The sequence below is a fragment of the Paraburkholderia sp. OAS925 genome (genome assembly GCF_040543975.1).
In the GTDB taxonomy this organism is placed as follows: domain Bacteria; phylum Pseudomonadota; class Gammaproteobacteria; order Burkholderiales; family Burkholderiaceae; genus Paraburkholderia; species Paraburkholderia graminis.
This window is the reverse complement of the sequence record NZ_JBEUNO010000002.1, coordinates 2639565-2661382: the sequence shown is the minus strand read 5'-3', so window position 1 is coordinate 2661382 and position 21818 is coordinate 2639565. Positions and strand designations below refer to the sequence as shown.

General features: G+C 61.0%; 19 protein-coding genes and 1 pseudogene. 12 read left to right on the top strand and 8 right to left on the bottom strand.

Going from position 1 to position 21818, the window contains the following annotated elements; translation table 11 throughout:
* Window positions 1-8 precede the first annotated feature (8 nt).
* The 4 genes from ABIE53_RS30620 to ABIE53_RS30605 all read right to left on the bottom strand — a co-directional run bounded on the left by ABIE53_RS30620 (window position 9) and on the right by ABIE53_RS30605 (window position 4207).
* Entirely contained in the window at window positions 9-1028 is a 1020-nt protein-coding gene (locus ABIE53_RS30620) for an ABC transporter substrate-binding protein (protein WP_006050394.1), read from the bottom strand.
* A 70-nt stretch (window positions 1029-1098) separates the two neighbouring features.
* Window positions 1099-2436 (bottom strand): metal-dependent hydrolase family protein, encoded by a 1338-nt coding sequence (locus tag ABIE53_RS30615; protein WP_006050393.1) that lies wholly within the window; start codon window positions 2434-2436, stop codon window positions 1099-1101.
* 106 nt (window positions 2437-2542) lie between these two features.
* Window positions 2543-3328 carry an alpha/beta fold hydrolase gene (locus ABIE53_RS30610; RefSeq protein ID WP_006050392.1) on the bottom strand — a complete coding sequence of 262 codons (786 nt, stop codon included), beginning with the start codon at window positions 3326-3328 and terminating at the stop codon, window positions 2543-2545.
* The gene (locus tag ABIE53_RS30605) at window positions 3329-4207 is read right to left on the bottom strand and encodes a fumarylacetoacetate hydrolase family protein (RefSeq protein ID WP_006050391.1); all 879 of its coding nucleotides are present in this window, start codon (window positions 4205-4207) and stop codon (window positions 3329-3331) included.
* Between the two features lie 139 nt (window positions 4208-4346).
* Between ABIE53_RS30605 and ABIE53_RS30600 the strand changes: the two genes are divergently transcribed.
* A complete protein-coding gene (locus ABIE53_RS30600) occupies window positions 4347-5084 on the top strand; it encodes a FadR/GntR family transcriptional regulator (RefSeq protein WP_006050390.1) in 738 nt (245 codons plus the stop codon).
* A 45-nt stretch (window positions 5085-5129) separates the two neighbouring features.
* Here the strand turns inward: ABIE53_RS30600 and ABIE53_RS30595 are convergent, their stop codons facing one another.
* Window positions 5130-6026, bottom strand: a complete 897-nt coding sequence (locus ABIE53_RS30595; protein WP_006050389.1) for an oxidoreductase — start codon at window positions 6024-6026, stop codon at window positions 5130-5132.
* A 270-nt stretch (window positions 6027-6296) separates the two neighbouring features.
* Entirely contained in the window at window positions 6297-7706 is a 1410-nt protein-coding gene (locus ABIE53_RS30590) for an amidase (RefSeq protein ID WP_006050388.1), read from the bottom strand.
* Between the two features lie 188 nt (window positions 7707-7894).
* On the opposite strand from ABIE53_RS30590, the gene ABIE53_RS30585 reads away from it, so the two are divergent.
* Both ABIE53_RS30585 and ABIE53_RS30580 read left to right on the top strand, forming a co-directional pair.
* Entirely contained in the window at window positions 7895-8470 is a 576-nt protein-coding gene (locus tag ABIE53_RS30585) for a TetR/AcrR family transcriptional regulator (protein WP_006050387.1), read from the top strand.
* A gap of 177 nt (window positions 8471-8647) precedes the next feature.
* Window positions 8648-9061 carry a VOC family protein gene (locus ABIE53_RS30580; RefSeq protein WP_006050386.1) on the top strand — a complete coding sequence of 138 codons (414 nt, stop codon included), beginning with the start codon at window positions 8648-8650 and terminating at the stop codon, window positions 9059-9061.
* 98 nt (window positions 9062-9159) lie between these two features.
* Here the strand turns inward: ABIE53_RS30580 and ABIE53_RS30575 are convergent, their stop codons facing one another.
* Window positions 9160-10389, bottom strand: a complete 1230-nt coding sequence (locus tag ABIE53_RS30575) for an MFS transporter (RefSeq protein WP_044021367.1) — start codon at window positions 10387-10389, stop codon at window positions 9160-9162.
* 148 nt (window positions 10390-10537) lie between these two features.
* Between ABIE53_RS30575 and ABIE53_RS30570 the strand changes: the two genes are divergently transcribed.
* The 9 genes and pseudogenes from ABIE53_RS30570 to ABIE53_RS30530 all read left to right on the top strand — a co-directional run bounded on the left by ABIE53_RS30570 (window position 10538) and on the right by ABIE53_RS30530 (window position 20599).
* Entirely contained in the window at window positions 10538-10990 is a 453-nt protein-coding gene (locus ABIE53_RS30570; protein ID WP_006050384.1) for a winged helix-turn-helix transcriptional regulator, read from the top strand.
* Window positions 10991-11550: 560 nt separating this feature from the next.
* The gene (locus ABIE53_RS30565) at window positions 11551-12603 is read left to right on the top strand and encodes a glycosyltransferase family 2 protein (RefSeq protein ID WP_006050383.1); all 1053 of its coding nucleotides are present in this window, start codon (window positions 11551-11553) and stop codon (window positions 12601-12603) included.
* A 48-nt stretch (window positions 12604-12651) separates the two neighbouring features.
* The gene (locus ABIE53_RS30560) at window positions 12652-13698 is read left to right on the top strand and encodes a glycosyltransferase family A protein (protein ID WP_006050382.1); all 1047 of its coding nucleotides are present in this window, start codon (window positions 12652-12654) and stop codon (window positions 13696-13698) included.
* 68 nt (window positions 13699-13766) lie between these two features.
* On the top strand, window positions 13767-14219 hold the full coding sequence (locus tag ABIE53_RS30555; RefSeq protein WP_006050381.1) for a hypothetical protein: 453 nt from the start codon (window positions 13767-13769) through the stop codon (window positions 14217-14219).
* Between the two features lie 203 nt (window positions 14220-14422).
* Window positions 14423-16429 (top strand): haloacid dehalogenase, encoded by a 2007-nt coding sequence (locus ABIE53_RS30550; protein WP_376916608.1) that lies wholly within the window; start codon window positions 14423-14425, stop codon window positions 16427-16429.
* A 283-nt stretch (window positions 16430-16712) separates the two neighbouring features.
* Window positions 16713-17552, top strand: coding sequence for an ABC transporter permease subunit (locus tag ABIE53_RS30545; protein WP_053860539.1), 840 nt, complete (start codon window positions 16713-16715; stop codon window positions 17550-17552).
* A 68-nt stretch (window positions 17553-17620) separates the two neighbouring features.
* A complete protein-coding gene (locus ABIE53_RS30540; protein WP_051153974.1) occupies window positions 17621-18301 on the top strand; it encodes an ABC transporter ATP-binding protein in 681 nt (226 codons plus the stop codon).
* A gap of 33 nt (window positions 18302-18334) precedes the next feature.
* Window positions 18335-19340, top strand: a pseudogene (locus tag ABIE53_RS30535) (NrtA/SsuA/CpmA family ABC transporter substrate-binding protein).
* A 14-nt stretch (window positions 19341-19354) separates the two neighbouring features.
* On the top strand, window positions 19355-20599 hold the full coding sequence (locus ABIE53_RS30530; RefSeq protein ID WP_192700230.1) for an acyl-CoA dehydrogenase family protein: 1245 nt from the start codon (window positions 19355-19357) through the stop codon (window positions 20597-20599).
* Window positions 20600-20678: 79 nt separating this feature from the next.
* Here the strand turns inward: ABIE53_RS30530 and ABIE53_RS30525 are convergent, their stop codons facing one another.
* On the bottom strand, window positions 20679-21734 hold the full coding sequence (locus tag ABIE53_RS30525) for an LLM class flavin-dependent oxidoreductase (protein WP_053860540.1): 1056 nt from the start codon (window positions 21732-21734) through the stop codon (window positions 20679-20681).
* Between the last annotated feature and the right edge of the window lie 84 nt (window positions 21735-21818).

Here is a 21818-nt window from a genome sequence, read left to right as displayed (position 1 = left end):
GCGTTCCGTCAGGGCGTGAAGAGCGCGTCGAGCTCCGGCTCGCTCAGCCATTGCCCCAGAAAATAGCTATCGGGCTTGCCGTTCATCGACGCAAGCGTGGCGTCGAGCGTGTCGGCGGTGACCGTCTTCGTGATCGGGAAGTAGTAGGTGTTGTCCGGCAGCGGCTTGAGCTTGTGGCCCTGCGCGAGCCGCACTGCGATGCCGAGCGCGGTCCGGCTGATGTCGGGCGGATTCACCTGCACGAACACCTTCATCGGATTGCCCGCGTCGCGCTGCTTCTTCCATTCCTGGAGGAAGCCTTTCTGCGCTTCGCCGGTCATCACCGCGACGCGCCGGTTCGCGTTCTCGAACGCACGCAGCACGCCGAGCGCCATCGCGTCTTCGGTAAAGACCGCGTCGATTTTCGGTTGCGCGGCGATCACCGTTGCCATCACCGCCTGCGCCTTCGCTTCGTCCCATTCGCCATAACCGGACCACACGACCTTGATGCCGGGATACTTCGCGAAGGTGTCGAGCGCCGCTTTCTTGCGCGCTTCGGCTGCCGGATGACCGGGAATGCCGTCGAGGACCACGACGTTACCCTTGCCGTTCAATTGCTGCACGATCCACTCGGCGTAGCGCTGCCCCCACTTGTAGTGATCGACGGTGACGTTCACCGCGTATTTGTTCGACACGGCCTGATCGAACGAAACAACAGGAATCTTGCTACGCTGCGCTTCGGAAATCACGCCGTTTAGCGCGGTGGCCGAATTCGCGTCGACCATGATCGCGCCGGTTTTCTGGCGGATCATGTTGCGCATGTCCTGGATCTGCTGGCCCGTATTCGTCCCCGATTGCTGGATCACGAGATTGCCCGCGAGACCCTTGGACTTGTAGGTCTGAAACTGTTCCTTCGCGCCGTCGACCATCTGGTTGCGCCATTCGGTTCCGAAATAACCGTTCGATAAACCGATATCCGGCGCGGCGGCCCAGGCCGACGCGCACACGAAGCTCGCCGCGCAAGCGGCGAGCAGAGCAAGCGATTTCATGCTGTCTCCCGTCCCGTGAACAGGGGTTGCTGTTTTGATGGGCCCGCCGCCGCGCCGAAGTCCGCGCCGCTCAGTGAACCGGCGCGTGAGTCGTCTGCGCGACGCCGGCATCGGCCGGCAACGGCGCGCCCGCATGCAGTTCGCCGCGCGGCGGTACGACGTCGTGCGAGGTCTTGAAGATCTCGCCGTCCTTCATCACGAGCGTGATTTTTTGCGGGTCCTGCAGCACGGCCAGGTCCTTCAGCGGATCGCCATTGACGAGCAGGATGTCAGCCAGATATCCCTCGCGAATCTGGCCGAGTTCATGCGGCCGCATCATCAGTTCACCGCCATATCGGGTGGCCGCCAACAGCACTTCCATCGGCGTCATGCCGATGTACTTCACGAAGTATTCGAGGTCCCGCGCATTCGTGCCGTGCGGCATCCATGCGAAGCCGTAGTCGCCGCCGGGCAGGATGCGGATGCCGCGCTTGTGCATCTTCTGCAGCGTGATCGCCGCGGTTTCGAGCTCGCGTTTATAGCCCATTTGCGTGGCGGCCGCTTCGCTGATGCCCCACGGTTCCGCGTGATACAGCGTGCTGATCAGCCAGCCGATTCCCGGCGCGACGAAGTGCTTGTCCTTGTTCGCTTCGAGCATGTCGAGCGCTTCTTCGTCCGCGAAGCTTGCGTGGAAGATCAGTTCCAGTCCGTGACGCACGCATTGCTTGACCGACTCGCTCGAACGCGCATGCGCGGCGACGCGCTTGCCTGCGCGTTTGGCCTCGGCGGCGAGCATGGCGATTTCTTCTTCCGAGAATGGCGACGATTCCGCCGAAATCCCGGCAATGTACTCGCCGGACAGATTGATCTTCAGATGATCGACCCCGTACTTGACGAACATGCGCGTGGTGGCGCGCATCTCTTCGGGACCGCTTACCACCGCGCCGAAGTTCAGTTCCTTGAACGGCATGTGCGGCAGGGTGTTGTCGGCGAGGCCGCCGAGTATCGTGATCTCCTGGCTGCCGGCCAGATAACGCGGGCCGGGGAATTCGCCTGCGTTGACCGCGTTGCGTAGCACGACATCGAGCCGCGGCTTCGCGGCCGCCGCGCCGAGCGCCGAAGTCCAGCCCATCTCCAGATAGCGTTTGGCGACGCGCACGCACCACAGCATGTGTTCTTCCGGCGGCATGAACTGAATCGCCGACAACGAAGGCTGATCGTTCCATGAGAAATGCGTGTGCGCCTCCGTCATGCCGGGCATCAGGAACGCGCCCTTGCCGTCGATGCGTTGCGCGTGCGGCGCGCTGACCGGCTCGCCTTCGCGTCCTACCTTGGCGATGCGTTGACCTTCGACGAGCACTTCGCCTTTGAAGGGTTGCGCGCCGCTGCCATCGAAAACCGTTACGTTCGTGAATACGATCGAGCTCATGTGTCTCCTCCAGGCGGGCGGACTGCGACTGGCGCGCATCTCGCCCTAAGGGTTATGTTTCGCTAAAGACGTATCACCCGCTTGGGCCTTGTCGGTCACTTCTTTATCAGCGGGCGGCGCTGTAGAACGCCTGCAATTGAGCCTGCGATTCCGCGGGCTTTTCGAACGTCGTCCAGTGTCCGCAGCCGCTCAGCACGACTACCTTCGCGCCCGCGATGCGCTCGCCCATCGCCTGCACGGCTTCGGGCTTGCCCACGCCGTCCTGATCGCCGGTGACGAGCAATGTGGGCACCTTGATCTGTTCGACCGGCGCGGCCTGTGCGCCAGCCAACGCTTCGCAGCTTTGCGCGTAGCCTTCCGGCGACTGGCGCATCACGCTCTCGCGCACCAGCGCGAGGGTGACGGGGCGCTGAGCCTTGGTCTCGTCGCTCGTCGCGCCTTTGACGATCGCATCGGCGATTTCCTGCAAGCCCGCGACGCCCTTGTCGCGTGCGAGCGCCGCGCGCTGACGCATGCCCTCGCGGCCGGCATCGGGCGGCGCGAGCAGCGGCCCGAACAGCGCGAGGCTTTTCACCAGTTGCGGATGTCTGATCGCAAGATGCTGCGCGACGATGGTGCCCATTGAATGCGCGACCACGTCCGCCTGTTCGATCTTCATCTCGCGCAGCGCGGCGGCGATCACGTCCACGTAGCCGTCGATCGACAGCTTCTGCGCCGGCAGTTCCGAGCGCGCGCTGCCAGGAAGGTCGATGCGAATTACCCGCTTGCCTTCGAATGCGCCGAGCACCGGCGTCCAGTTATTCGACGAGCCGCCGAGACCGTGAATGCACACGACGGGCGCGCCGTCGCCTTGCGTTTCGATGTAAAGACCCTGGACCAGAGTTGTTGCCATTTATGCCACCTCGTTTTCAAGGACGCCGACGCGCGGAATTTCCATCCGCACGACGTCGCCGGATTGCAGGAAGCGCGGCGGATTGAAACCGATGCCGACGCCCGCCGGCGTGCCGGTTGCAATCACGTCGCCCGGTTGCAGTTCGATGCCGGCCGAAATGGTTTCGATCAGCGTGGGGATGTCGAAAATCAGATGCCGCGAGTTCGACGATTGACGCAGCTCGCCGTTGACCCAGCAGCGCACGTCGATGTCGTTGGCGTCGAGTTCGTCGGCGGTGACGAGATACGGGCCCATCGGGCAAAAGCCGTCGAGCGATTTGCCGAGGAACCATTGGCGATGCAGCTTTTGCAGATCGCGCGCGGTCATGTCGTTGATCAGCGTGTAGCCGAACACGTGCGCGAGTGCATCCTGCTTGCGAATACCGCGGCCCGCTTTGCCGATCACCACGCCGATCTCAACCTCGTAGTCGAGTTGCTGCGTGACTGCGGCGTGACGCGGAATCTTGTCGCCTGGGCCGATCACCGTCGTCGCGGGTTTGGTGAAGACGACCGGTGCTTCGGGAATGTGTTCGCCGGCCTGGGCGCTTTTGTCGAAGCCGGATTTGCTGAACTCTTCCGCATGGTCGTGATAGTTCTTGCCCACGCAGAAGATGTTGCGACGCGGCTGGTCGATCGGCGCCAGAACCGTGACGCCGCTCAAGGGTCGGCCGTCGTGCTTCGGCACCAGCGCGCTCCTGATCGACGAATAGTCATGTACCAATTGGATCATATCGCCGCGAAAGCCGTCGCTCAATTCCGCTACGGGCCAATACTGTTGCCGTTCTGGATCTACCACAGCAACGGTTTTCGCGCCGTTTACCAGCAAATTTGCCAATTTCATGTCGAGCCTTTAATCTAGGTCCAGTTGGTGAGAATTTGTGTCACTGTAGGACCAAATGCGACCACAACCAACCAGGGTTAACCAAAAGTAAGTACCAATTGGTTCTATGCAAGAGGCTTCACCGGCAAGGAAGAAAGTCATGGGCGACGTTGAGACCGGCAAGATTTCTGTGAGAGCGGAGGGCGCGCGTGCGCTTGCGAGCTATCTGGAAGAGGCCATCCGCACCGGGCGTTTGCGAGAGGGCGTCAAGCTTCCCGCCGAGCGCGAATTGAGCGAGGAATTCGGCGCGTCACGCGGGGCGGTGCGGCGCGTGCTGGCCGATCTGAAGGGGCGCGGGTTCATCACGCAGGTGGTGGGAAGCGGCACTTTCGTGCTGCCGCAGAAGGACGTCGCCGCAGCGGCGGTGCGTGTGGAAGCGCAGAACGCGCAGGTCATGCATAGCTCACAAGAGGTCGTGCAGACCAGTCCCGCCGAGCTGATGGAAGCGCGTTTGCTGATCGAACCGCTGATGCCCGGCTTGATCGTGCGTTATGCGACCGCGGCCGATTTCGCGCGGATGGTCGAATGCATCGAGCGTTCCGAAGCCGCGCAGAGCATCGAAGAGTTCGAGAAGTGGGACGGCGAATTGCATAAGACATTCGCGCTGGCCACGCACAACAGCTTTTTTCTGCGCGTGCTCGAACTGACCAACGAAGTGCGCGAGCAGGGCGAGTGGGGCCGGCTCAAACGCAAGTCGCTGACGGCCGAGCGGCGCGCCGAGTATGAGGCGCAGCATCGCGCGATCGTCGATGCGCTGCGCGACCGCGACGCCGACCTCGCGTGCGAATTGCTGACCGGACATTTGAAGCAGATCCGGCACAACCTGTTTGGCGGATGAGTCCGAGAGTGGGCGCGTCGCGCCGTCACATCCTTCGTGGAAGTATTAGCCCGGTCCGTCGCTCGCGGCCGCGAGGAGCGGCACGACCAGATCGCTGATCGGTGTGGCGATACCGTGAGACCGGGCACGTCGCTGCACGACGCCGTTGCGGCTGTCCCATTCGAGCGGGCGGCCAGCCTCCCGGTCGGCGAGGATCGAAGTGCCCAGGTCGGCCGGATAACCACGAAATGCATCGACGATTTCTTGCGGGACTTCGTCGCCGAGTGTCGCGCCTTCCGCACGGGCAACCTCGAGACATTCCTGCAAGTAGGCGAGAGCCAGGCCGGCGATATCGGCTCGTGAGTACATGCCGGCACGGCGGCCCGCCAGAACCATTAAACCTGCGACAGCATTTTGCAAAAGCTTGCGCCACGCGACGGATGTGAAATCGGCTGCTACGTCGACCGAACACCGTGTGCCACTCAATGCCGCAAGGACAAGGCTGGTTTCCGGCGTGTCCGGCAACGTAATGCGAGCTTTGCCGCGTAGCCAGACAGAGGCGTCCGGTTCGCGTTGAGCAGGAAACCAAACCACCGAGGGTAAGACTGGGCTGCCGGGCACATGCGGCGCGACAAGCGCTTTCTGTTCGACGCCGTTTTGCAGCACGCAGACCACGGTGTTCTTGTTGCACAACGCGGAGAGCCACGGCGCTGTTGCGTCGATTTGCGTTGACTTCACCGCGACAAAAACCAGGTCGAACGTGTTGTCGACTTCGGCCGGATTGGTGCGCACAGGTCCCGGCACCGCGATGCGGCCGCCGTCGAAGCGCAGTTCCAGCTGTTCGTGCGCCGAGCGGCCGAAAATGGCCGGCGTGCGTCCGACTTCATGAAGCGCCGCCGCTACGGTCGTGCCGATTGCTCCCGGCCCAACCAGGGCGATCGTTGGATTTTCTGACATCGTCATCATCGTCCCGTTTCAATAGTCAGTGTAGTTAGTGCGGGTTGGCCCCATGCCGCGCCGCAGTTTGAGCAGTAGTTCGTTGAGCGACCACGCAGGTTTTAGCACATCGGCGAACGCGCTTCAGGCAGGCAAATCGGCGAGGCCGATTTCTCGATCTGCTGCGGGCCGTCGAGCGCGTCGTACATGTTTGCGGCCAGATGCGAAGTCTAAACTTTTGCCGCTTTGATCGCTTGATCCAGGGCGGCGATGGTCGGTTTGCGCAGAGCTGAAGGCTCAAATATGCGGATGTAGATCGCGCACAGGGCTGACCGATTCGAGCAGTGACGCCACGTGAAGAATGGTTGACTCAGCCTGCCAACTCCCGACAATCTGTACGTTGATCGGCAGGCCCTCCTTGCTCGTGCCGAAGCGCATCGAGATGCCAGGCAAGCCCGTGACGTTCAACGGCACAGTTGCGCCCTGCAGATAGGTGGCATCCACTGTGTGGCCGTTGATCGAGAACGTGTCCACGCCGTGCTTGTGAGCCGGGATCGGAAGCACATGCGTAATCAGCGCGTCGTAATTCCGGAAGTATTCGGCGTATCCGTCTCGCAGACGCTCGGCCGCCTGTTCAGCGTCGATGTAGTCCCTCATCGAAGTGTCGGGCAGCGCCAGCATCGTCTTGGCCATCTTGTAGAGTTCGTCCTCAGCGCGGCCTGCTGTCACTTCCGCAAAGGCCGGCTTCATTTCCATGACGTGCAGGCGGTTGAATACGTCGAGAGCGAAGTCACGCTCGAGGGCAGGAATGCGTACAGGCTCCACCACTAGCCCCAAACTTTTGAGCGCTTCCGCCGCCGCCTGCACCGTTGCCGCGACTTGCGGATCGACGGGCCCGAAGCCCGGTTCAACCATCCAGCCCACTCGCAGCGGACGGTCTGGTGAGCGGCCCACGCCGGCATCGAACGGGACGGTACTGCTTGCAAAAGCGTCGTGCCCATCGGGACCGGACAACTGCGAGAACGCGAGCGCCAGGTCGCGGATGCTGCGAGCCATCGGACCCACGTGCCAGAAGCGGCGTGGGGCGCGCGGCCAGATCCCTGTCATGGGCACGCGTCCGTGAGTCGCCTTTAGCGACACGATGCCTGTCTGCGCAGCGGGTCCGCGCACAGAGATCGCCAGATCGGTGCCGAGCCCCAGCGGCGACATACCCGCTGCGATGGCCGCCGATTCGCCGCCGCTGGAGCCGCCCGGAGTGCGCTCCAGATCCCACGGATTATTCGATCGGCCACTGAGCAGATTGTCGCTTTCGATCCAGTACGAGAATTCGGGCAAGTTCGTTTTTGCGAGAAGGATGCCGCCTGCATTTTTCAGCCGGGCCACGCTAGTTGCGTCGGCGTCAGGAACGCGTCCTTTAAAGATGGGCGAGCCACGTTGCGTAGCCACGCCCGCCGTGTCGATCGAATCTTTTGCGGTGAAGGGCACTCCGTGCAGCGGCCCCAACGCCTTGCCCGACAGCACTGCCGTTTCGGCGGCCCTGGCGGCTTCCAGCGCATCGTCCGCGACCGTCACGATCGCATTGATTTTCGGATCGACCGCGTCGATGCGGTCAAGGTGTGCCTTCACGACCTCGACGGGCGAGACTTCGCGTGTGCGGATCAGTTCGGCCAGTCGGGTGGCATCGAGGTAAAGGAGTTCGGAGGTCATGGTTTTTCCCTGGCGCTTGTGGGACGGATTGAGTCAAAACTGATGAGACTACCTAACAGTAGTTAGGCAACGATTATCAAAAAAATGCCGCTCTTGCGATGCGACATGTGGGTTGCCTACCTAACGTTTGTTAGGGGCAACTTTAGGCGATACAATGCGTCAGGTCAACAACTTTTGAGGAGACCGTCGTGACCATTGCAGCCGTCACCGGCTCAGGGGACCGCATCCTTGCTGCTGCGACAAGAATGGCGCAGGCGCACGGCTATACCGGGCTCAATATTCGGGACCTGGCGCAGGATGTCGGCATTAAAGCTGCCAGCATTTACCATCACTTCGCGAGCAAGGCGGACCTCGCGGCGGCAGTCGCGCGACGCTACTACGAGGACGCGGCCGCTGCGCTGGAAGAACTCTCGGCGGCATCAGGCGATCCGCTCGTCAGTTTGCGTCGATACCCGGAGACGTTTCGCCGGTCTTTGGAGTGCGACAACCGCATGTGCCTGAGCAGCTTTATGGCCGCGGAATACGACGATCTGCCTGAAGCGGTCAAAAAGGAAGTGCAGGCCTTCGCTGACGTCAACGTGGCCTGGCTCCGTCGGTCGCTGGAGGCGTCTGGCGTCGTCACCGGCGAGGGGAGCCGCGAACGCGCGTGCGCGATTTACGCCGCAGTCGCGGGAGCTCAGTTGATGGCGCGCGGGCGGGCGGACATTGCCTTGTTCGACACCTTGATCGGCACTTACAGGGCAGTCGGCTTATTGCCGGGGTAAGAGGTCGAACCAACGTCGGCCTAATCCGCGAGACCGTCGAAAGCAGACATGCTATTTCCGAGTGCGCGTTGCGCGTTCAAAAATTTCTTCGCGGCTTTCGTCGATTCTTCTCCATGTCATTCGTCGGTATGTATGGTGGCGGCAATCCTGCCGCGGCTAGATCTCAAAGGAAAAATGATGACCAAGATGATCTTCGTTAACCTGCCAGTGACGGACCTGGAGCGGTCGAAAGCCTTCTACGCGGCAGTTGGCGCGGTCAATAATCCCGCATTCAGTGACGATACCGCAGCGTGCATGGTGCTCTCCGATACCATTTTCGCGATGCTTCTCACACACGACAAGTGGCGCCAGTTCACCAGCAAGCGGATTGTCGATGCGCACACCGACGCGCAGGTGCTGCTCTGTCTGTCTGCGGATGATCGCGAGCAGGTATCCAGCCTTGTCGAAAAGGCGAGTAAGGCGGGCGGCAAGGCAGACCCTACGCCTGTGCAGGATTTCGGCTTCATGTATGGTCGCAGTTTCGAGGATCCGGACGGTCATATCTGGGAAGTGATGTGGATGGATCCCGAGGCGGTTCCGCCACACGGCTGACGAGTACTTCGCCGGGCAGGAGCCTTCGCGACGAGTCGCGAAGGCCGCGACAGTCCGGCTTCGACAGGAACGGGCACAGACGTTCCGGCAAGCGGCATTTATCTCCCGGCATGCCGGACCGTCGCTGCCCAGAATGCGAATGCAGTCATGCTGACGACGAAACCTAGTGCGCAAACGCCTGGCCACCCTGCACGCGAATAAATCACCGTCGACGATATCGCGCCCAAGCCGCTTCCAGCGGAATAAAAAAGCATGTAGCAGCCGACCAGGCGGGCATGCGCCTCGGGACGCGTGCTGAATATCATGCTCTGGTTGACGACGTGTATCGCTTGCCCGCCTATGTCAAGAAGTATGATGCCAACAATCAATAGGATCACTGACTTATCGATAAGCGAGATCGGTAGCCATGACGCGCAGAGAAGAACTAGCGCGACGCACGTTGTGGTCTGACCGTGGCCCCGGTCGGTCAAGCTCCCGGCACGTGCCGCCGCCATCGCGCCGAGTGCCCCGACCAGACCGAATGCACCGATGCCCGTATGTGACATTGCATGAGGCGGCGCACTTAGCGGTAGAACAAGTGCACTCCAGAAAATGCTGAATGCTGCGAACATGAGAAGACCAAGGAAACCTCGTACCTGCAGTACGCGCTCACGCAGCAGGAGTTCGATCATCGAACGCAGCAGGCCGGCGTAGCTCAATTGCACTCGGGACGGCCGCGGAGTCGGTAGAAAGAGAAGAAGCACAATCAGCATGCCGACAGCGAAAATTGCAGACACGAGGTAGACGGCTCGCCAGCCAGCCACATCTGCCACGACGCCGGCGAGCGATCGAGCCATCAGCAAGCCAACGACAACACCGCCCTGTGCCGTGCCGACTACTCTGCCGCGCTCGCTTTCGTTGGCAAGTGCGGCTGCGCATGCGATCAGAACCTGCGTCATTGCCGTGCCGAGCAATCCGACGCCAATCATTCCAGCGAGCAACGCATGCTGCGATCCTGATAGAGCCACGGCTACGCACGCGATGGCGAGCAAAACCAGCTGGCAGACGATAAGCCGCTTGCGGTTGAGCAGGTCGCCGAGCGGCACGACAAACATCAGCGAAAGCGCGCAGCCCACTTGAGTCGCTGTTATGACGCCACCCACATCGGAATGAGAAATATGGAAGTCGTGGGAGATGGCGTCGAGCAACGGCTGGGCGTAGTAGACGTTGGCAACGCTCACCGCACAACACACCGACATCAGGGCGACGAGGCCCGTGGGCATTTCTTTGCGCTCTATTGAGTCAGTGGGCGGATCATGCTGCACTTCGGGGGTACAGGACGTGCTCATGGAAAAGTCGGTTTGTGTAGTTTCAAATTGCAACTACGAAGAGTGTAGGGACAGTTGTTTTAAAATGCAACTTACGATTGAGCTTACGTGCGACCGTCGGTAATGTCGGTCGGGCTCGGACGTTCGCATTGGGATCGAGGAGCGCCAGATGGCCAGACAGAGAAGTCTTGTTGATTTATCGTGCCCGGTTGGCCGGGCGATTGACATCGTGGGAGACAGGTGGGCACTGCTGATAGTTAGAGACGCCTTCGACGGCGTGAGCCGGTTCGGTGAGTTCGTTTCCAGCCTGGGCATCGCCCGCAATATTCTGGCCGACCGCCTCAAGATGCTCGTTGAAGGCGGGGTGTTCGAGGTTGTGCCAGCGTCGGATGGTTCCGGACACCAGGAATACGTCCTGACAAAGAAGGGCGAAGCGCTTTTCCCTGTCATTGTGATGTTGCGTCAATGGGGCGAGGCCAATCTGTTTGCTCCGGGCGAGAAGCACTCGGTACTGGTGGACCGCAAGACGGGACGCGTAATCAAGAAGCAGACATTGAGGCACGACGATGGCCGCTTGCTGAATGCAGCGACCAGCGCGGTCCGAAAGGTGGCGCAGCCGTAACGTTTCTAGCCGCTATTCTCGAAGCGCGAAATTTAGCCGCGCCGTCCCAATGTACGCGAAACGCGTATCGCTCGATTCATAAACGACTGGCCGATTACGGCGGCAACGGCACGTCTTCGATCAGCTCGGCTTTTTACAGCGTGCATCCTGCAATCGACGAAACAGCCGCCGCCTTCCGCGTAGTGCAGAGAGCAGTCTGCATAACCTGTTCCCATTCTGCGAAGCGATTGTGCGAAAAGTAGCGCAGTGCGAATAAGCGCATCTACGGACGACTAAATACGATTATTTCGTACGACGATATTATCGACGATTCAGCGATTCGCGACATTACTACTCGACTTTAGGCCGCGCCGACTGCACTGATTATATGAACGCATAACTTGAATATCGCCAGGCACTCTGTTGCTGCGCGAGGGCAGGGTGCGCGAATCCGGCTCGGGCGAAGTAACGCAACCTACCGTCCGGGCCGGCGGCTGAATCAACGAAAAAGCGTACCGTGAGCGGCTTCGCAAAACGGATGTGTTCAGGATGTATTCATCCAGGCGGGCTGGAGGTAGTCGATGAGAGTTCGATACAGCGAATGTCCAGCGAACCATTCCGAGCTGTTCTTCTCGGTCGTGATCGCCAACTACAACTACGGTCGCTTTCTCCGGCAAGCGGTGGAAAGCGCGCTGACGCAGGATTGGCCGCACGTCGAAGTCATCGTCGTCGACGACGGCTCGACCGATAACTCCGCGGAAGTCATTGACTCGTTTGGCGAAGCGATTACGGCCATCTTCAAGGAGAACGGTGGTCAGCGTGAAGCGAACAACATGGGCTTCGCGAAGAGTTCGGGCGACGTCGTTATCTTCCTCGATGCGGACGACGTTCTGGTGCCCGGCGCACTGCGCTCGATCGCCTCGGTGTGGCGCACCGGCCTCACCAAAGTGCAGGTATTGATGGAGCGAGTCGACGCACACGGGCGTCCCATACACAATGACAACGCCATTCCGAAGATTCGAAACGTGATTCCAAAGGTCCCGCCGGGACTCTCGCCGGAGGCGATCCGTCAGTGGGCATACAGGACGTCGGAGTATCCCACGCCGCCCGGTTCGGGAAATGCGTGGGCGCGCAGCTTCCTCAGAAAGATCTTTCCACTGGACGCGAGTTGCGATTCGTTCACGGATTCGACATGCATCGCGATGGCTCCCTATATGGGCGACGTCGAGACGATTCCCGCGCCTTTGGTGCTCTATCGCATGCATGGCGAGAACGATAGCGCGATGAGCGCGAACACGAATAACTTCGGCCGCGAGATTGCGCGCGCGCTCAAGCGACACCATGCCGCGTGCAAAGCCTGCGCCATGACCGGCAGGCCGCCACCGCCGATTAGCACGCTGTTCTGCGCACCGCATTTGCTTCAATTGCGAGTTGCTTCTTTGCGGCTGACACCGGAAAAACATCCGCTGCCCGGCGACAGCCGATTGCGCGCCCTGCGCGACGCATTGTCCATTCCCTTTCGCCCGAACTTCGAGCGAGCCGCGTTTCGTTGCCTGATTGCGGGATGGAGCATCGTCACGTTGCTCGCCCCCATGAACATTGCAAGATCGCTCATCCGGCGCCGATTCGTTTGAACGTATCCGGTCGGTCAGATCGCCTTGAGCTCTTGCCGGGAAGTCACCATGAAAGAAATGAACGTTGTGATCTGCAACTACAACTATGAAGAGTATCTGGCACAGGCAATAGATTCCGCGCTCGCGCAGGACTACATGAATACACACGTCATCGTCATCGACGACGGATCGACGGATGGATCGCGCGCCATCATGCAAGCCTACGCCACGCGCATAACGACTATTTTCAAGGACAACGGCGGGCAGGTCTCTGCCTACAACCTGGCGCTTCAGCGGCTCAAGACGGGCTATGTTCTGTTTCTCGATTCGGACGACGTACTCTATCCCGGCGCAGTGACCGAAGTGATGCAGAGCTTCGAGAGAGAAAACGTGGCAAAGGTGCAGTTCCGGCTGGATGTGATCGACTGCACCAGCAAATGTACGGGAGTTTATGTACCTCACTCGTTAGCCGACGGCGACTGTTTGAAACCTCTGCTCGACGGATGGCTGTACCCGTCACCGCCTGCGTCCGGCAACGCGTATAGCGTCAGTGCGTTGCGAAAAATCTTCCCCGTACCAGAGACGGCCAAGAGCCGGTATGGCGCGGATTTCTACGCGATTTACGGGGCGGCTCTGGTTGGAACAGTATTGAGCATTCCAAAGTCGCTCGGCGGTTACCGCGTGTATTGCGGAGCGCGAGGCGCTACGTTTGCTAATTCGGAGCAGACCGACAGGGCGCCTAAAGCATTCACGTCGCGGTGGGCGACTCTGCGCGAAATAGCATCGCGCCGCCTGGGCATGCAGTTGCCACGGGACTTTCACGATTTCGCGCTTGAAAGGGCGTATTTCTGCGCGAGTGTCTACAACGCGCCGCTGACGGCCCGCTGGCGCTGGATGTTAAAACATTCGCATGCTTATCTCCATGCGATCGTGGCAAATCCGTTCTGGAGCCTGAAGAAAAAGCTCGGGACGCTCGCGCTTTCCAGTCTTTGTCTCGTTCCATATTCGCCTATTGCTGATTACGCAGTCCGTTATATTTGCAACCCGTTAGCTCGCAATCACACCGCTAAAAAAGGAGTTCGTGTTGTTAGCGAAGCACGAGCGACGCACTTATAGGAGCGAGGCGCGTCACAGAACCCGGCCGTGCTTTACACCGTGAACACCTCAAGGCTTTGAGGATCGCTATGAAAGACGAATTACTGACGAAAGACGTGGCGCGCAGCTTTCATGACGCGGAGCTACTGTCCGTGACACATGATCGCGCCAGGTCCGAATTACGCACGACGTTCGCGCTGAGGGGCGACAACGTGCGAGCAATAACCTGCGAAGGAATACATGCGCTGAGGGCGGCAGACATCATTCGTCACAACGTGGTGTCGAGGGTATTGCTATCTTCGTGGCATCGATTCGCGGAGGGTGAACTGGCGGCGAAAGTCAACTGGGCAAATTCACTCGATGGCACCGAGGTCCGCCTTGGTTCGCCCTCCATGACGAGGTACGAGACGAGCATCGCCAGTGGGGATTGGAATCTGCTGGTGATCGAGCCGTCATATGGCGCGGAGATCGTCGTGATCTGCGACCGGGTAGCTTTAACCGCTTGCGTTGACGATGAGTCATGGTTGATGAGTCATGGCTGACGGCGCGCGTTTTTTAGATCGTTAGTGTTGAACCGGCGTGCGGAAGACCCATGCCGGGCGAGCGAGCAGACAAACTCGGCGCGGTCGAAAGTAGTCCCTCTCTTTTAAGGCGGAAGGCACCGATGAATGCGACGAACCTCCTTCTCGAACGCGTCATCAACCAACGATTTGTATCAGCTGGCATCCAGCAACTTTTTGCGGGGATGAATCCACTACACGACCTGGATGCACAGCGAATCTGGACCGGCGACGGCCTCGTCTCTTTCGATGCGTTCGACACTTTAATAACAAGGCCCTTGCGGCGACCCTCCGATCTGTTCCTCGTGGCGGGATATCGGCTGCAACGCGAATTTGGTTCTGTCGTCGAGCCGGGCGAATGGATGGCGATCAGGCAATCGGCGGAGTGGAGGGCACGCAAGGCCCGTGTCGAGCGTGAAGTGACGCTCGACAACATTTATGCGGAGATCGCAGAGTCGGTGGATTTGCCACGCGAATTCCTGTGTGCGGCGCAGGCCATCGAAGTCGCGCTCGAAAAGCGCTTGTTACGTCCCATAACCGGCATGGTCGAGATATTCAATCGCTTGTCGGCATTGGGAAGAACGGCAATTATTTCGGATATCTACTTTTCACGATCGGATCTGGAAAGCATGCTCAGCGGTTGCGGCGTGCGCGTGCAGCCGGGGCAGTTGTTCATTTCATGCGAGAACCGTCGTACCAAGAGGAGTGGGACTCTCTTTTCGGATGCGAAAGGCAGTGGAGTCAAACACCTGCACGTCGGAGACAACGTATTCTCCGATGTATTCCAGGTATGGCGCGTAGGCGGTCGTGCCGCGCCGTTCTTCAAGACGGCGCCCGGACGGCTCGAGCGCGAACTCGACAAGGCCGCGATCGAGCCGCCGCTGCTTGGGTCTGCTCTGTCGGGAAGCGCGCGCACGGCGCGGCTGCGCGTCAAGCCCGTCAGCGACCACGACGAGACGCTCGCAGAGGTATCGGCTGGCTTCGTGGGTCCGTTGCTGCTCGCGTTTGTCGTGTGGATTCTCACAGAGGCGAGACGCAGGAAAGTCGATCGATTGTTCTTCCTCGCGCGTGACGGCCAGATACTTTTATCGATTGCGAAAAAGATAGTAAGCGCATACGACTTGCCGATCGATTTGCGGTATCTGCACGTGTCGCGGCAATCGCTTCACTTGCCTGCTGTTCTGGACATATCGGAAGGCGACCTGAGTCATTTCGGTTTCAAGGCAGGCAATTCGCTCGCGGACGTGTTCAGGAAATTCGATCTGGATATCAATCACACGGCCATCGCCGGTTTGCAGGAACGTCTTGGTATTCGCTCCCCGCATGCCGCGATGAGTCGCGCTGAAGTAGAGCAGTTGATCCGGTACATCCAGACAGACGATCAGGTTCGCGATCTGATCAACGCGTCCGCTTCTTCTGCGCGACGGCTACTGCTCGACTATCTGGAGCAGCACGCATTCTTCGCGGACGGTAACGTCGGTGTCGTCGATATTGGATGGCGCGCAAATTTGCAGCGCTCGCTGGCAAAGGTTGCATGCAGCCGGGAAGCAGGCTTCGACCGACGCCTCTCGGGCTTTTACTTTGGCCTCTATCATCGTCCGGAAAACTGCGGCAGCCTCGATGACTATCTCAGCGAGTCCGTGGGAGAGCCTATCAGGCCGCTGATTCGCGCGCCCATTTTCGAAGCCTTGTGCGCGGCGGATCATGGCACGACGACCGGATACACGCGGGCAGACGACGGCTCTGTTTTTCCGAAGCTTCTCACTCGCGACAATCCGCAGGCGCTGGAATGGGGCCTGAAAATCCAACAGGATGTCATCAACGCTTATGTCGACGATGTGCTGGCTGTGCTGACGGCGGCTGAAATCGACATACTGGATTGTATGGACGGCTTGGCGCGCGGGGCGGCCGTCGTGACGAGCCAGGTGATAGGTTCGCCGTCACGTAAAGAGGCCATCGCGCTAGGCTCGTTTCCGCATGCGAGCGATCAGTTGCATAACGTGTTTGGGCAAGTCGCGCCTCCGTTGCCGCTCAGCGCGCGCAAGTGGATCTCGAGACTGGTAGCGCGTGATGGCGAGCCGATGATTTCCGAATGGCCTGAGGCAAGCGTGGTTCGCGCAGCGCCGCCGCTTACGGCCGGGATGATGCTGGGCGGTCTCAGCGTGGCGAGATGGTTACGCAGGCGTCTGTAGCCCGCCGGCTTCTGAAGAGGAGAAAACGACTAACAATATTGGATGCTTTGCTATGGCGGCGCAGTGCTAAACACGTCGTTATATTTTCAAAGTACACAACATCGCATGGGAGGGTGACGCAATACGGGCGGAATTCGTCGTTATAACGGCATGCCGGTGCACATTGCATACGCAGCGCATATCGTTAGAAGGATTGATTCGTTGGAGAACAGCAAAGTTTTTACTTAGGCTGCGGGATGTATCTCCACACTCCTTCCCGATGACTCATGACGTCTCCCGCCGCATGGCCGACCTGACTTCCATCCGCAACAGCTATGTCGCCGCGCAACCGTCCCGCGTAGGCGTTTCTCAAGCGACGCTGTACATCTGGCTCTCGTGGATAATTCCCGCGGTCGTCGTGCTGCTGTGGGAAACCGCTGCACGCGCCGGATTCATTGCGCCGCAAGTGCTGCCTGCTCCGAGCAGCGTGCTTGAAACCGCCCTCAACCTGGCACGTAACGGCGATCTTTTCGTTCATCTCGGTGTGTCGCTGCTGCGCGCCGCGGGCGGGTTCGTGATCGGCGGAACGCTCGGCCTCGCGCTTGGCGTCATCGTCGGCTTTTCGCCGCTTGCACAGGCGCTTCTCGACCGCTCCGTTCAGATGGTGCGTGCAGTTCCGTTCCTCGCCATGCTGCCGCTCGTGATCGTGTGGTTCGGCGTCGGCGAAGTCGCGAAGATTTTCCTGGTGGCGCTCGCGGTGCTCTTTCCGATTTACATCAACACGATGCTCGGCATTCGCCAGATCGATCCGAAGCTCATGGAGCTTGGCCGCGTGGTCGGACTCGAGCGGGCCGCGATCGTGCGGCGGATCATTCTTCCGGGCGCGATGCCGTCCATTCTCACGGGCGTGCGCTACGCGCTCGCGCATGCGTGGCTCGCGCTGGTCATCGCCGAAACGCTCGCAACGACGAAGGGCATTGGCTTCCTCGCGATGGATGCACGCGAATTCCTCAATACGAACGTCATCATCCTCACGATGATCATTTACGCGATCATCGGCGTCGTCGCGGACGCGCTGGTGCGTCTGCTCGAAGGCCGCTTCCTCTCGTGGCACGCGAACTACACGAAAGGAGCGCGCAAGTGAATCAGCCTACCGCTCCATCTCGCGATCGCGCTGCGGCAGCGCCTTCACACGAACGCGAACGCGAACGCATCGGTACTCAAGCATTGGCCGTTTCCGTCCGTGGACTAAAGCGGCGCTATGGCAGCCGCGTCGTGATCGACTCGCTCGACCTCGACATCCAGAAGGGCGAATTCGTCGCGCTGCTGGGTGAAAGCGGTTGCGGCAAGACGACGCTGCTGCGCGCGTTGGCCGGACTCGATCAGCCGGACGCGGGGACGATCCGCGCGCCGGAACGTCCGTCCGTCGTGTTCCAGGAACCTCGCCTTTTGCCGTGGGCGCCGCTGTGGGAGAACGTCGCGCTCGGTCACGAAAGGACGATTGGCCGCGACGGCGCCGCGCGCGCGCTCGCCGAAGTCGGACTCGCCGGCCGTGAGGACGACTGGCCGCGCAACCTCTCGGGCGGCCAGGCTCAGCGCGTGGCGCTGGCACGCGCGCTTGTTCCCGATCCCGCGCTGCTGCTGCTCGATGAACCGTTCGCGGCGCTCGACGCGCTGACCCGCATCAAGATGCACGGACTCGTCAAAGAGCTTGTCGCGCTCCACCAGCCAGGCGTGCTGATCGTCACTCACGATGTCGACGAAGCGCTGACCCTTGCAGACAGGATCATCGTCATGCGCGCAGGCCGCATCGCGGCCTCGTTCCGCCCCAAAGACCACGCCGGCACGCTGCGGTCCATTCTGCTCGAAGAGCTGGGCGTTCAGTCTCATTGACCCGTTTCCCGTCAAACCGAAGGATCTCAAAGGATGAATGATTCATTGCTGAGCCGCCGCCAGTTGCTGCGCGCGGCGGGCGGCCTGCTGGCCGGCGCTGCCGTGGGCGGCCTCGTTCCGGCGCAGGCAGCCGAACCGCGCAAGCTCACACGTAATACGGACACCGTACGAATCGGCTGGGGCTACGGCAGCCTGCCCGACATCGCCAAACAGCGCGGGCGTGTTCGAAAAGACGCTCGCGGCCAAAGGCATCAAGGTCGAATGGATCGGGCCGTTCCCGAACCATGCGCCGTCGATTCAGGCCGTGGTCGGCGGCAGCGCGGACTTCGGTTTCTGGGGATCGACGACGCCCGCGCTCGCCGCAATGCTCGCCGGCTCGCCCATCGTCTTCAATGCGTTCGATATCTATTCGCCGCGCTCCACTTCCATCATCGCGAAGAAGTCGAGCGGCATCAACTCGATTGCGGATCTTGCGGGCCGCAAGGTCGCCGTCAACCGCTCCGGACTCGGCGAATTTCTGCTTATCGCCGCGCTGGAGAAACATCGCATCGACCGGGACAAGGTGCAGTTCGTCTATCTGAATCCGCCCGACGCCGCACCGGCGTTCGCGCAAGGCCGGGTCGACGCCTGGTCGATGTGGTCGCCGGGCGTGGACATCGCGCGCTTCTCGAACGACGCGAAGGACATATTCAACGAAGGCCGCGACCTGGATTTCCTGATCGACTATAGCTCGCTGGTCACGCGCCGCAAGTTCACCGAAGAGAACTCCGAACTGATCCGCGCGGTCATCGATGCGTATTACGTTGAAGGGACATGGCAGTCGTCGCACTCCGTCGAAGCGGAGCAGCTCGTGCAGCGCGAGGGCAAGTATCCGGATCAGGTGCGCGACTATCTCGCCGGCCTCAAGCGCGTGAACCAGTTCCACGAGGCAGACGACGCCGCCTTCATCGCGCAGTTTCAGCGCGCCGCCGACTGGCTCGCGGAGCGCAAGATCATCAACTCGCGCATCAAGGTCGCGGACTACAGCATCAGAGTTTGAACACGGGCGAGCGCATGACTGACACCAGCAGCATCAAGGAAGCGGGGCCCACGCAGTGGATTTCGCCGCTGAGCGTGACGCTCGGCTTCGCGGAGATTATTGCCGCCATCGCCGCGACTGCCGCGGCGCGCGAACGGGAGCATCGTCTGCCGCACGACGAGATCGCGAGACTCAAAGCGATCGGCTTCGGCGCGTTGCGTCTGCCGTCCGATAGAGGAGGGCATGGCGTGTCGCTCAGCGAATTGTTGGTCGTAGCCCGCGACGTGGCCGCCGCGGATTCGAACATCGCGCATGCATTCCGCAATCATCTGTGGCAGGTGGAAACGGCGCTCAGGAAGCGCGATCATCCGTTCCATGCACACGTCCTCGCACTGAGCGCGCAGAAAAAAACCGTCGGCCTGAGCTTTACCGAAAGCGATGTGAAGGCGGCCGGCGCGCGTCCGACTCAAGTGTTGAGCCGGCTCGAATGGGACGCTTCGCGCGACCTGTACGTCGGCTCGGGAGAGAAGGTGTACGCGACGGGCAATCTGTACAACGACGCGTTCGTCGGCCTCGCGGTGGAGAGCCGCGCGGGGCGAACCGTGCAATATGTGCTTGAGCGAAGCGCAGGCGTCAGCAACGACGACGACTGGCAAGGTTTCGGCCAGCGGCTGACCGGCTCGGGCACGGCCCGCTTTCGCGACGTCACCGTGCCGGCGGCGCATCTTTATCCGCTCGATCCGCCGGCGTCCGAACACGCCGCGCCGTGGGGATTCACGTTCCATCAGGTCTATCTGACCAATTGCATTGCGGGTATCGTGCGCCGCGTTGCGCTGGACGCCGTCGACGTGCTGCGCACGCGCGGCCGCAACTTCTATCACGGCGAAGCCGAGCATCCCGCCGACGAAGCCGTGCTTCAGTCGCAACTCGGTCGAATCCGTGCGTATACGGCGAGCGTCGAAGCAACCGCCGATCGCGCTGTCGCTGCCTTGCAGCGCGCCTGCGACGCTTACGGCATGGACGGCGAATACGAGGCCACGCTCGCTGCCACCTTTGCAGCGTCCGAAGCCAAGGTCGTGATCGACGACCTCGCGCCGCAGATCGCAAGCTGGCTGATCGATCTCGGCTCGGGCTCGGTCGTCTCGCGTATCGGTGCGCTCGACCGGCACTGGCGCAACATCAAGGTCATCGCCTCGCACAATCCGCGGCTCTATAAGGAGCGTTTGCTTGGACAGAATTTGCTGACCGGTCAGTTGCCGCCTACCGGTGCGTTTTTCTAGGCGTGCATGAAAGCGCCCGCGCGCGTGCCACGACGTGACATGACGGGCGGGCGTTTGACTTTCGGCGGTGGCGTTGTGTTCAGTCCAGCAGGCGGCGAACGCGCGGCATGACTTCCTCGGCGAAACGGGCCATGTCGGCTTCGAAAGGCTGGAACTGCAGCATGAACAGTTCGATGCCGGCGCGATGGAACTCCGCAATGCGCCGCGCGACCGTATCGTAATCGCCGACAAGGCCCGCAGCCGTGCCGCCGTTCGATCCGACGCGCGCCGAGCGCGCGAAGGTCTGATGCATCACCGCGTTGGGATCGATGTTGGCTTTTTGCCGTTCCCGTAGCGGCTTGTCGAGTTCGGCCAGCGCGAACAGGTGCTCGAGATGAGCGTCGGCCCCGGACTGCGTCTCGCGTGCAATCACGAACGCCGACAGGCCGAAGCGCAACGCATCGTGGCCGGCCGGACGGGGGCGCGCGGAGACATCGGCGATAAGAGCCGCCACGTCGTCATGCGGCTGTCCGTTGATGAACCACACATCGCCATGCGCGGCCACCAGCGAACGCGCAGGCTCCGACTCGCCGCCGACATAGATGCGCGGCCGCGCGCGGAACGGATCGGCCGGACGCAACTGATAGTCGTCGATACGGAAGTTGTCGCCGCGATGCGTGAGCGCTTCACCGCGCAGCAACGCATCGACGACGGTGATCCATTCGCGGCCGTACGCGTAGCGTTCGTCGTGTTCCGCAAAGCCGATGCCGGCGCGCTCAAGCTCGGGGCGATTCCATGCGTTCACGAGATTGATTGCGAAGCGTCCGCCGCTGATGTGCTCGATCTGCTGCGCCATTTTCGCGAGCACGGCCGGATGGTACAGATACGGCTTGATCGCGGCGATGATCTCGATGCGTGAAGTCAGTGCCGCCAATGCAGCCGATGCCGTCCACGCCTCGAGCTGATCGAGCGAAGGATCGTGCGGATTGATGGTGTGCTGCGCGACGAGCACCGAATCGTAGCCGAGACGCTCGGCTTCCAGCACGAGCGCCTTGTTGCGCGCCCATGAAGCGTCGTAGGGTTCCGCGGGGTCCTGCAGCGCCGCACGGCTGCCATGTACGAGCGCCCAGACGCCGAAGCGGAGAGGTTGGGACATTGCGCGAGTAACCCCGAGGACGGAACAGGAAGGATGCCTATGTTAAAGGCCGCACGCGTGCGCCGTTCCAATTTCTATCGATAT

Bases quoted from the DNA above. Each gene is read 5' to 3' on its own strand.
- ABIE53_RS30620 (WP_006050394.1), bottom strand. From the start codon at position 1,028: ATGAAATCGCTTGCTCTGCTCGCCGCTTGCGCGGCGAGCTTCGTGTGC.
- ABIE53_RS30615 (WP_006050393.1), bottom strand. From the start codon at position 2,436: ATGAGCTCGATCGTATTCACGAACGTAACGGTTTTCGATGGCAGCGGC.
- ABIE53_RS30610 (WP_006050392.1), bottom strand. From the start codon at position 3,328: ATGGCAACAACTCTGGTCCAGGGTCTTTACATCGAAACGCAAGGCGAC.
- ABIE53_RS30605 (WP_006050391.1), bottom strand. From the start codon at position 4,207: ATGAAATTGGCAAATTTGCTGGTAAACGGCGCGAAAACCGTTGCTGTG.
- ABIE53_RS30600 (WP_006050390.1), top strand. From the start codon at position 4,347: ATGGGCGACGTTGAGACCGGCAAGATTTCTGTGAGAGCGGAGGGCGCG.
- ABIE53_RS30595 (WP_006050389.1), bottom strand. From the start codon at position 6,026: ATGACGATGTCAGAAAATCCAACGATCGCCCTGGTTGGGCCGGGAGCA.
- ABIE53_RS30590 (WP_006050388.1), bottom strand. From the start codon at position 7,706: ATGACCTCCGAACTCCTTTACCTCGATGCCACCCGACTGGCCGAACTG.
- ABIE53_RS30580 (WP_006050386.1), top strand. From the start codon at position 8,648: ATGACCAAGATGATCTTCGTTAACCTGCCAGTGACGGACCTGGAGCGG.
- ABIE53_RS30575 (WP_044021367.1), bottom strand. From the start codon at position 10,389: ATGAGCACGTCCTGTACCCCCGAAGTGCAGCATGATCCGCCCACTGAC.
- ABIE53_RS30570 (WP_006050384.1), top strand. From the start codon at position 10,538: ATGGCCAGACAGAGAAGTCTTGTTGATTTATCGTGCCCGGTTGGCCGG.
- ABIE53_RS30565 (WP_006050383.1), top strand. From the start codon at position 11,551: ATGAGAGTTCGATACAGCGAATGTCCAGCGAACCATTCCGAGCTGTTC.
- ABIE53_RS30560 (WP_006050382.1), top strand. From the start codon at position 12,652: ATGAAAGAAATGAACGTTGTGATCTGCAACTACAACTATGAAGAGTAT.
- ABIE53_RS30555 (WP_006050381.1), top strand. From the start codon at position 13,767: ATGAAAGACGAATTACTGACGAAAGACGTGGCGCGCAGCTTTCATGAC.
- ABIE53_RS30550 (WP_376916608.1), top strand. From the start codon at position 14,423: ATGAATCCACTACACGACCTGGATGCACAGCGAATCTGGACCGGCGAC.
- ABIE53_RS30545 (WP_053860539.1), top strand. From the start codon at position 16,713: ATGGCCGACCTGACTTCCATCCGCAACAGCTATGTCGCCGCGCAACCG.
- ABIE53_RS30530 (WP_192700230.1), top strand. From the start codon at position 19,355: ATGACTGACACCAGCAGCATCAAGGAAGCGGGGCCCACGCAGTGGATT.
- ABIE53_RS30525 (WP_053860540.1), bottom strand. From the start codon at position 21,734: ATGTCCCAACCTCTCCGCTTCGGCGTCTGGGCGCTCGTACATGGCAGC.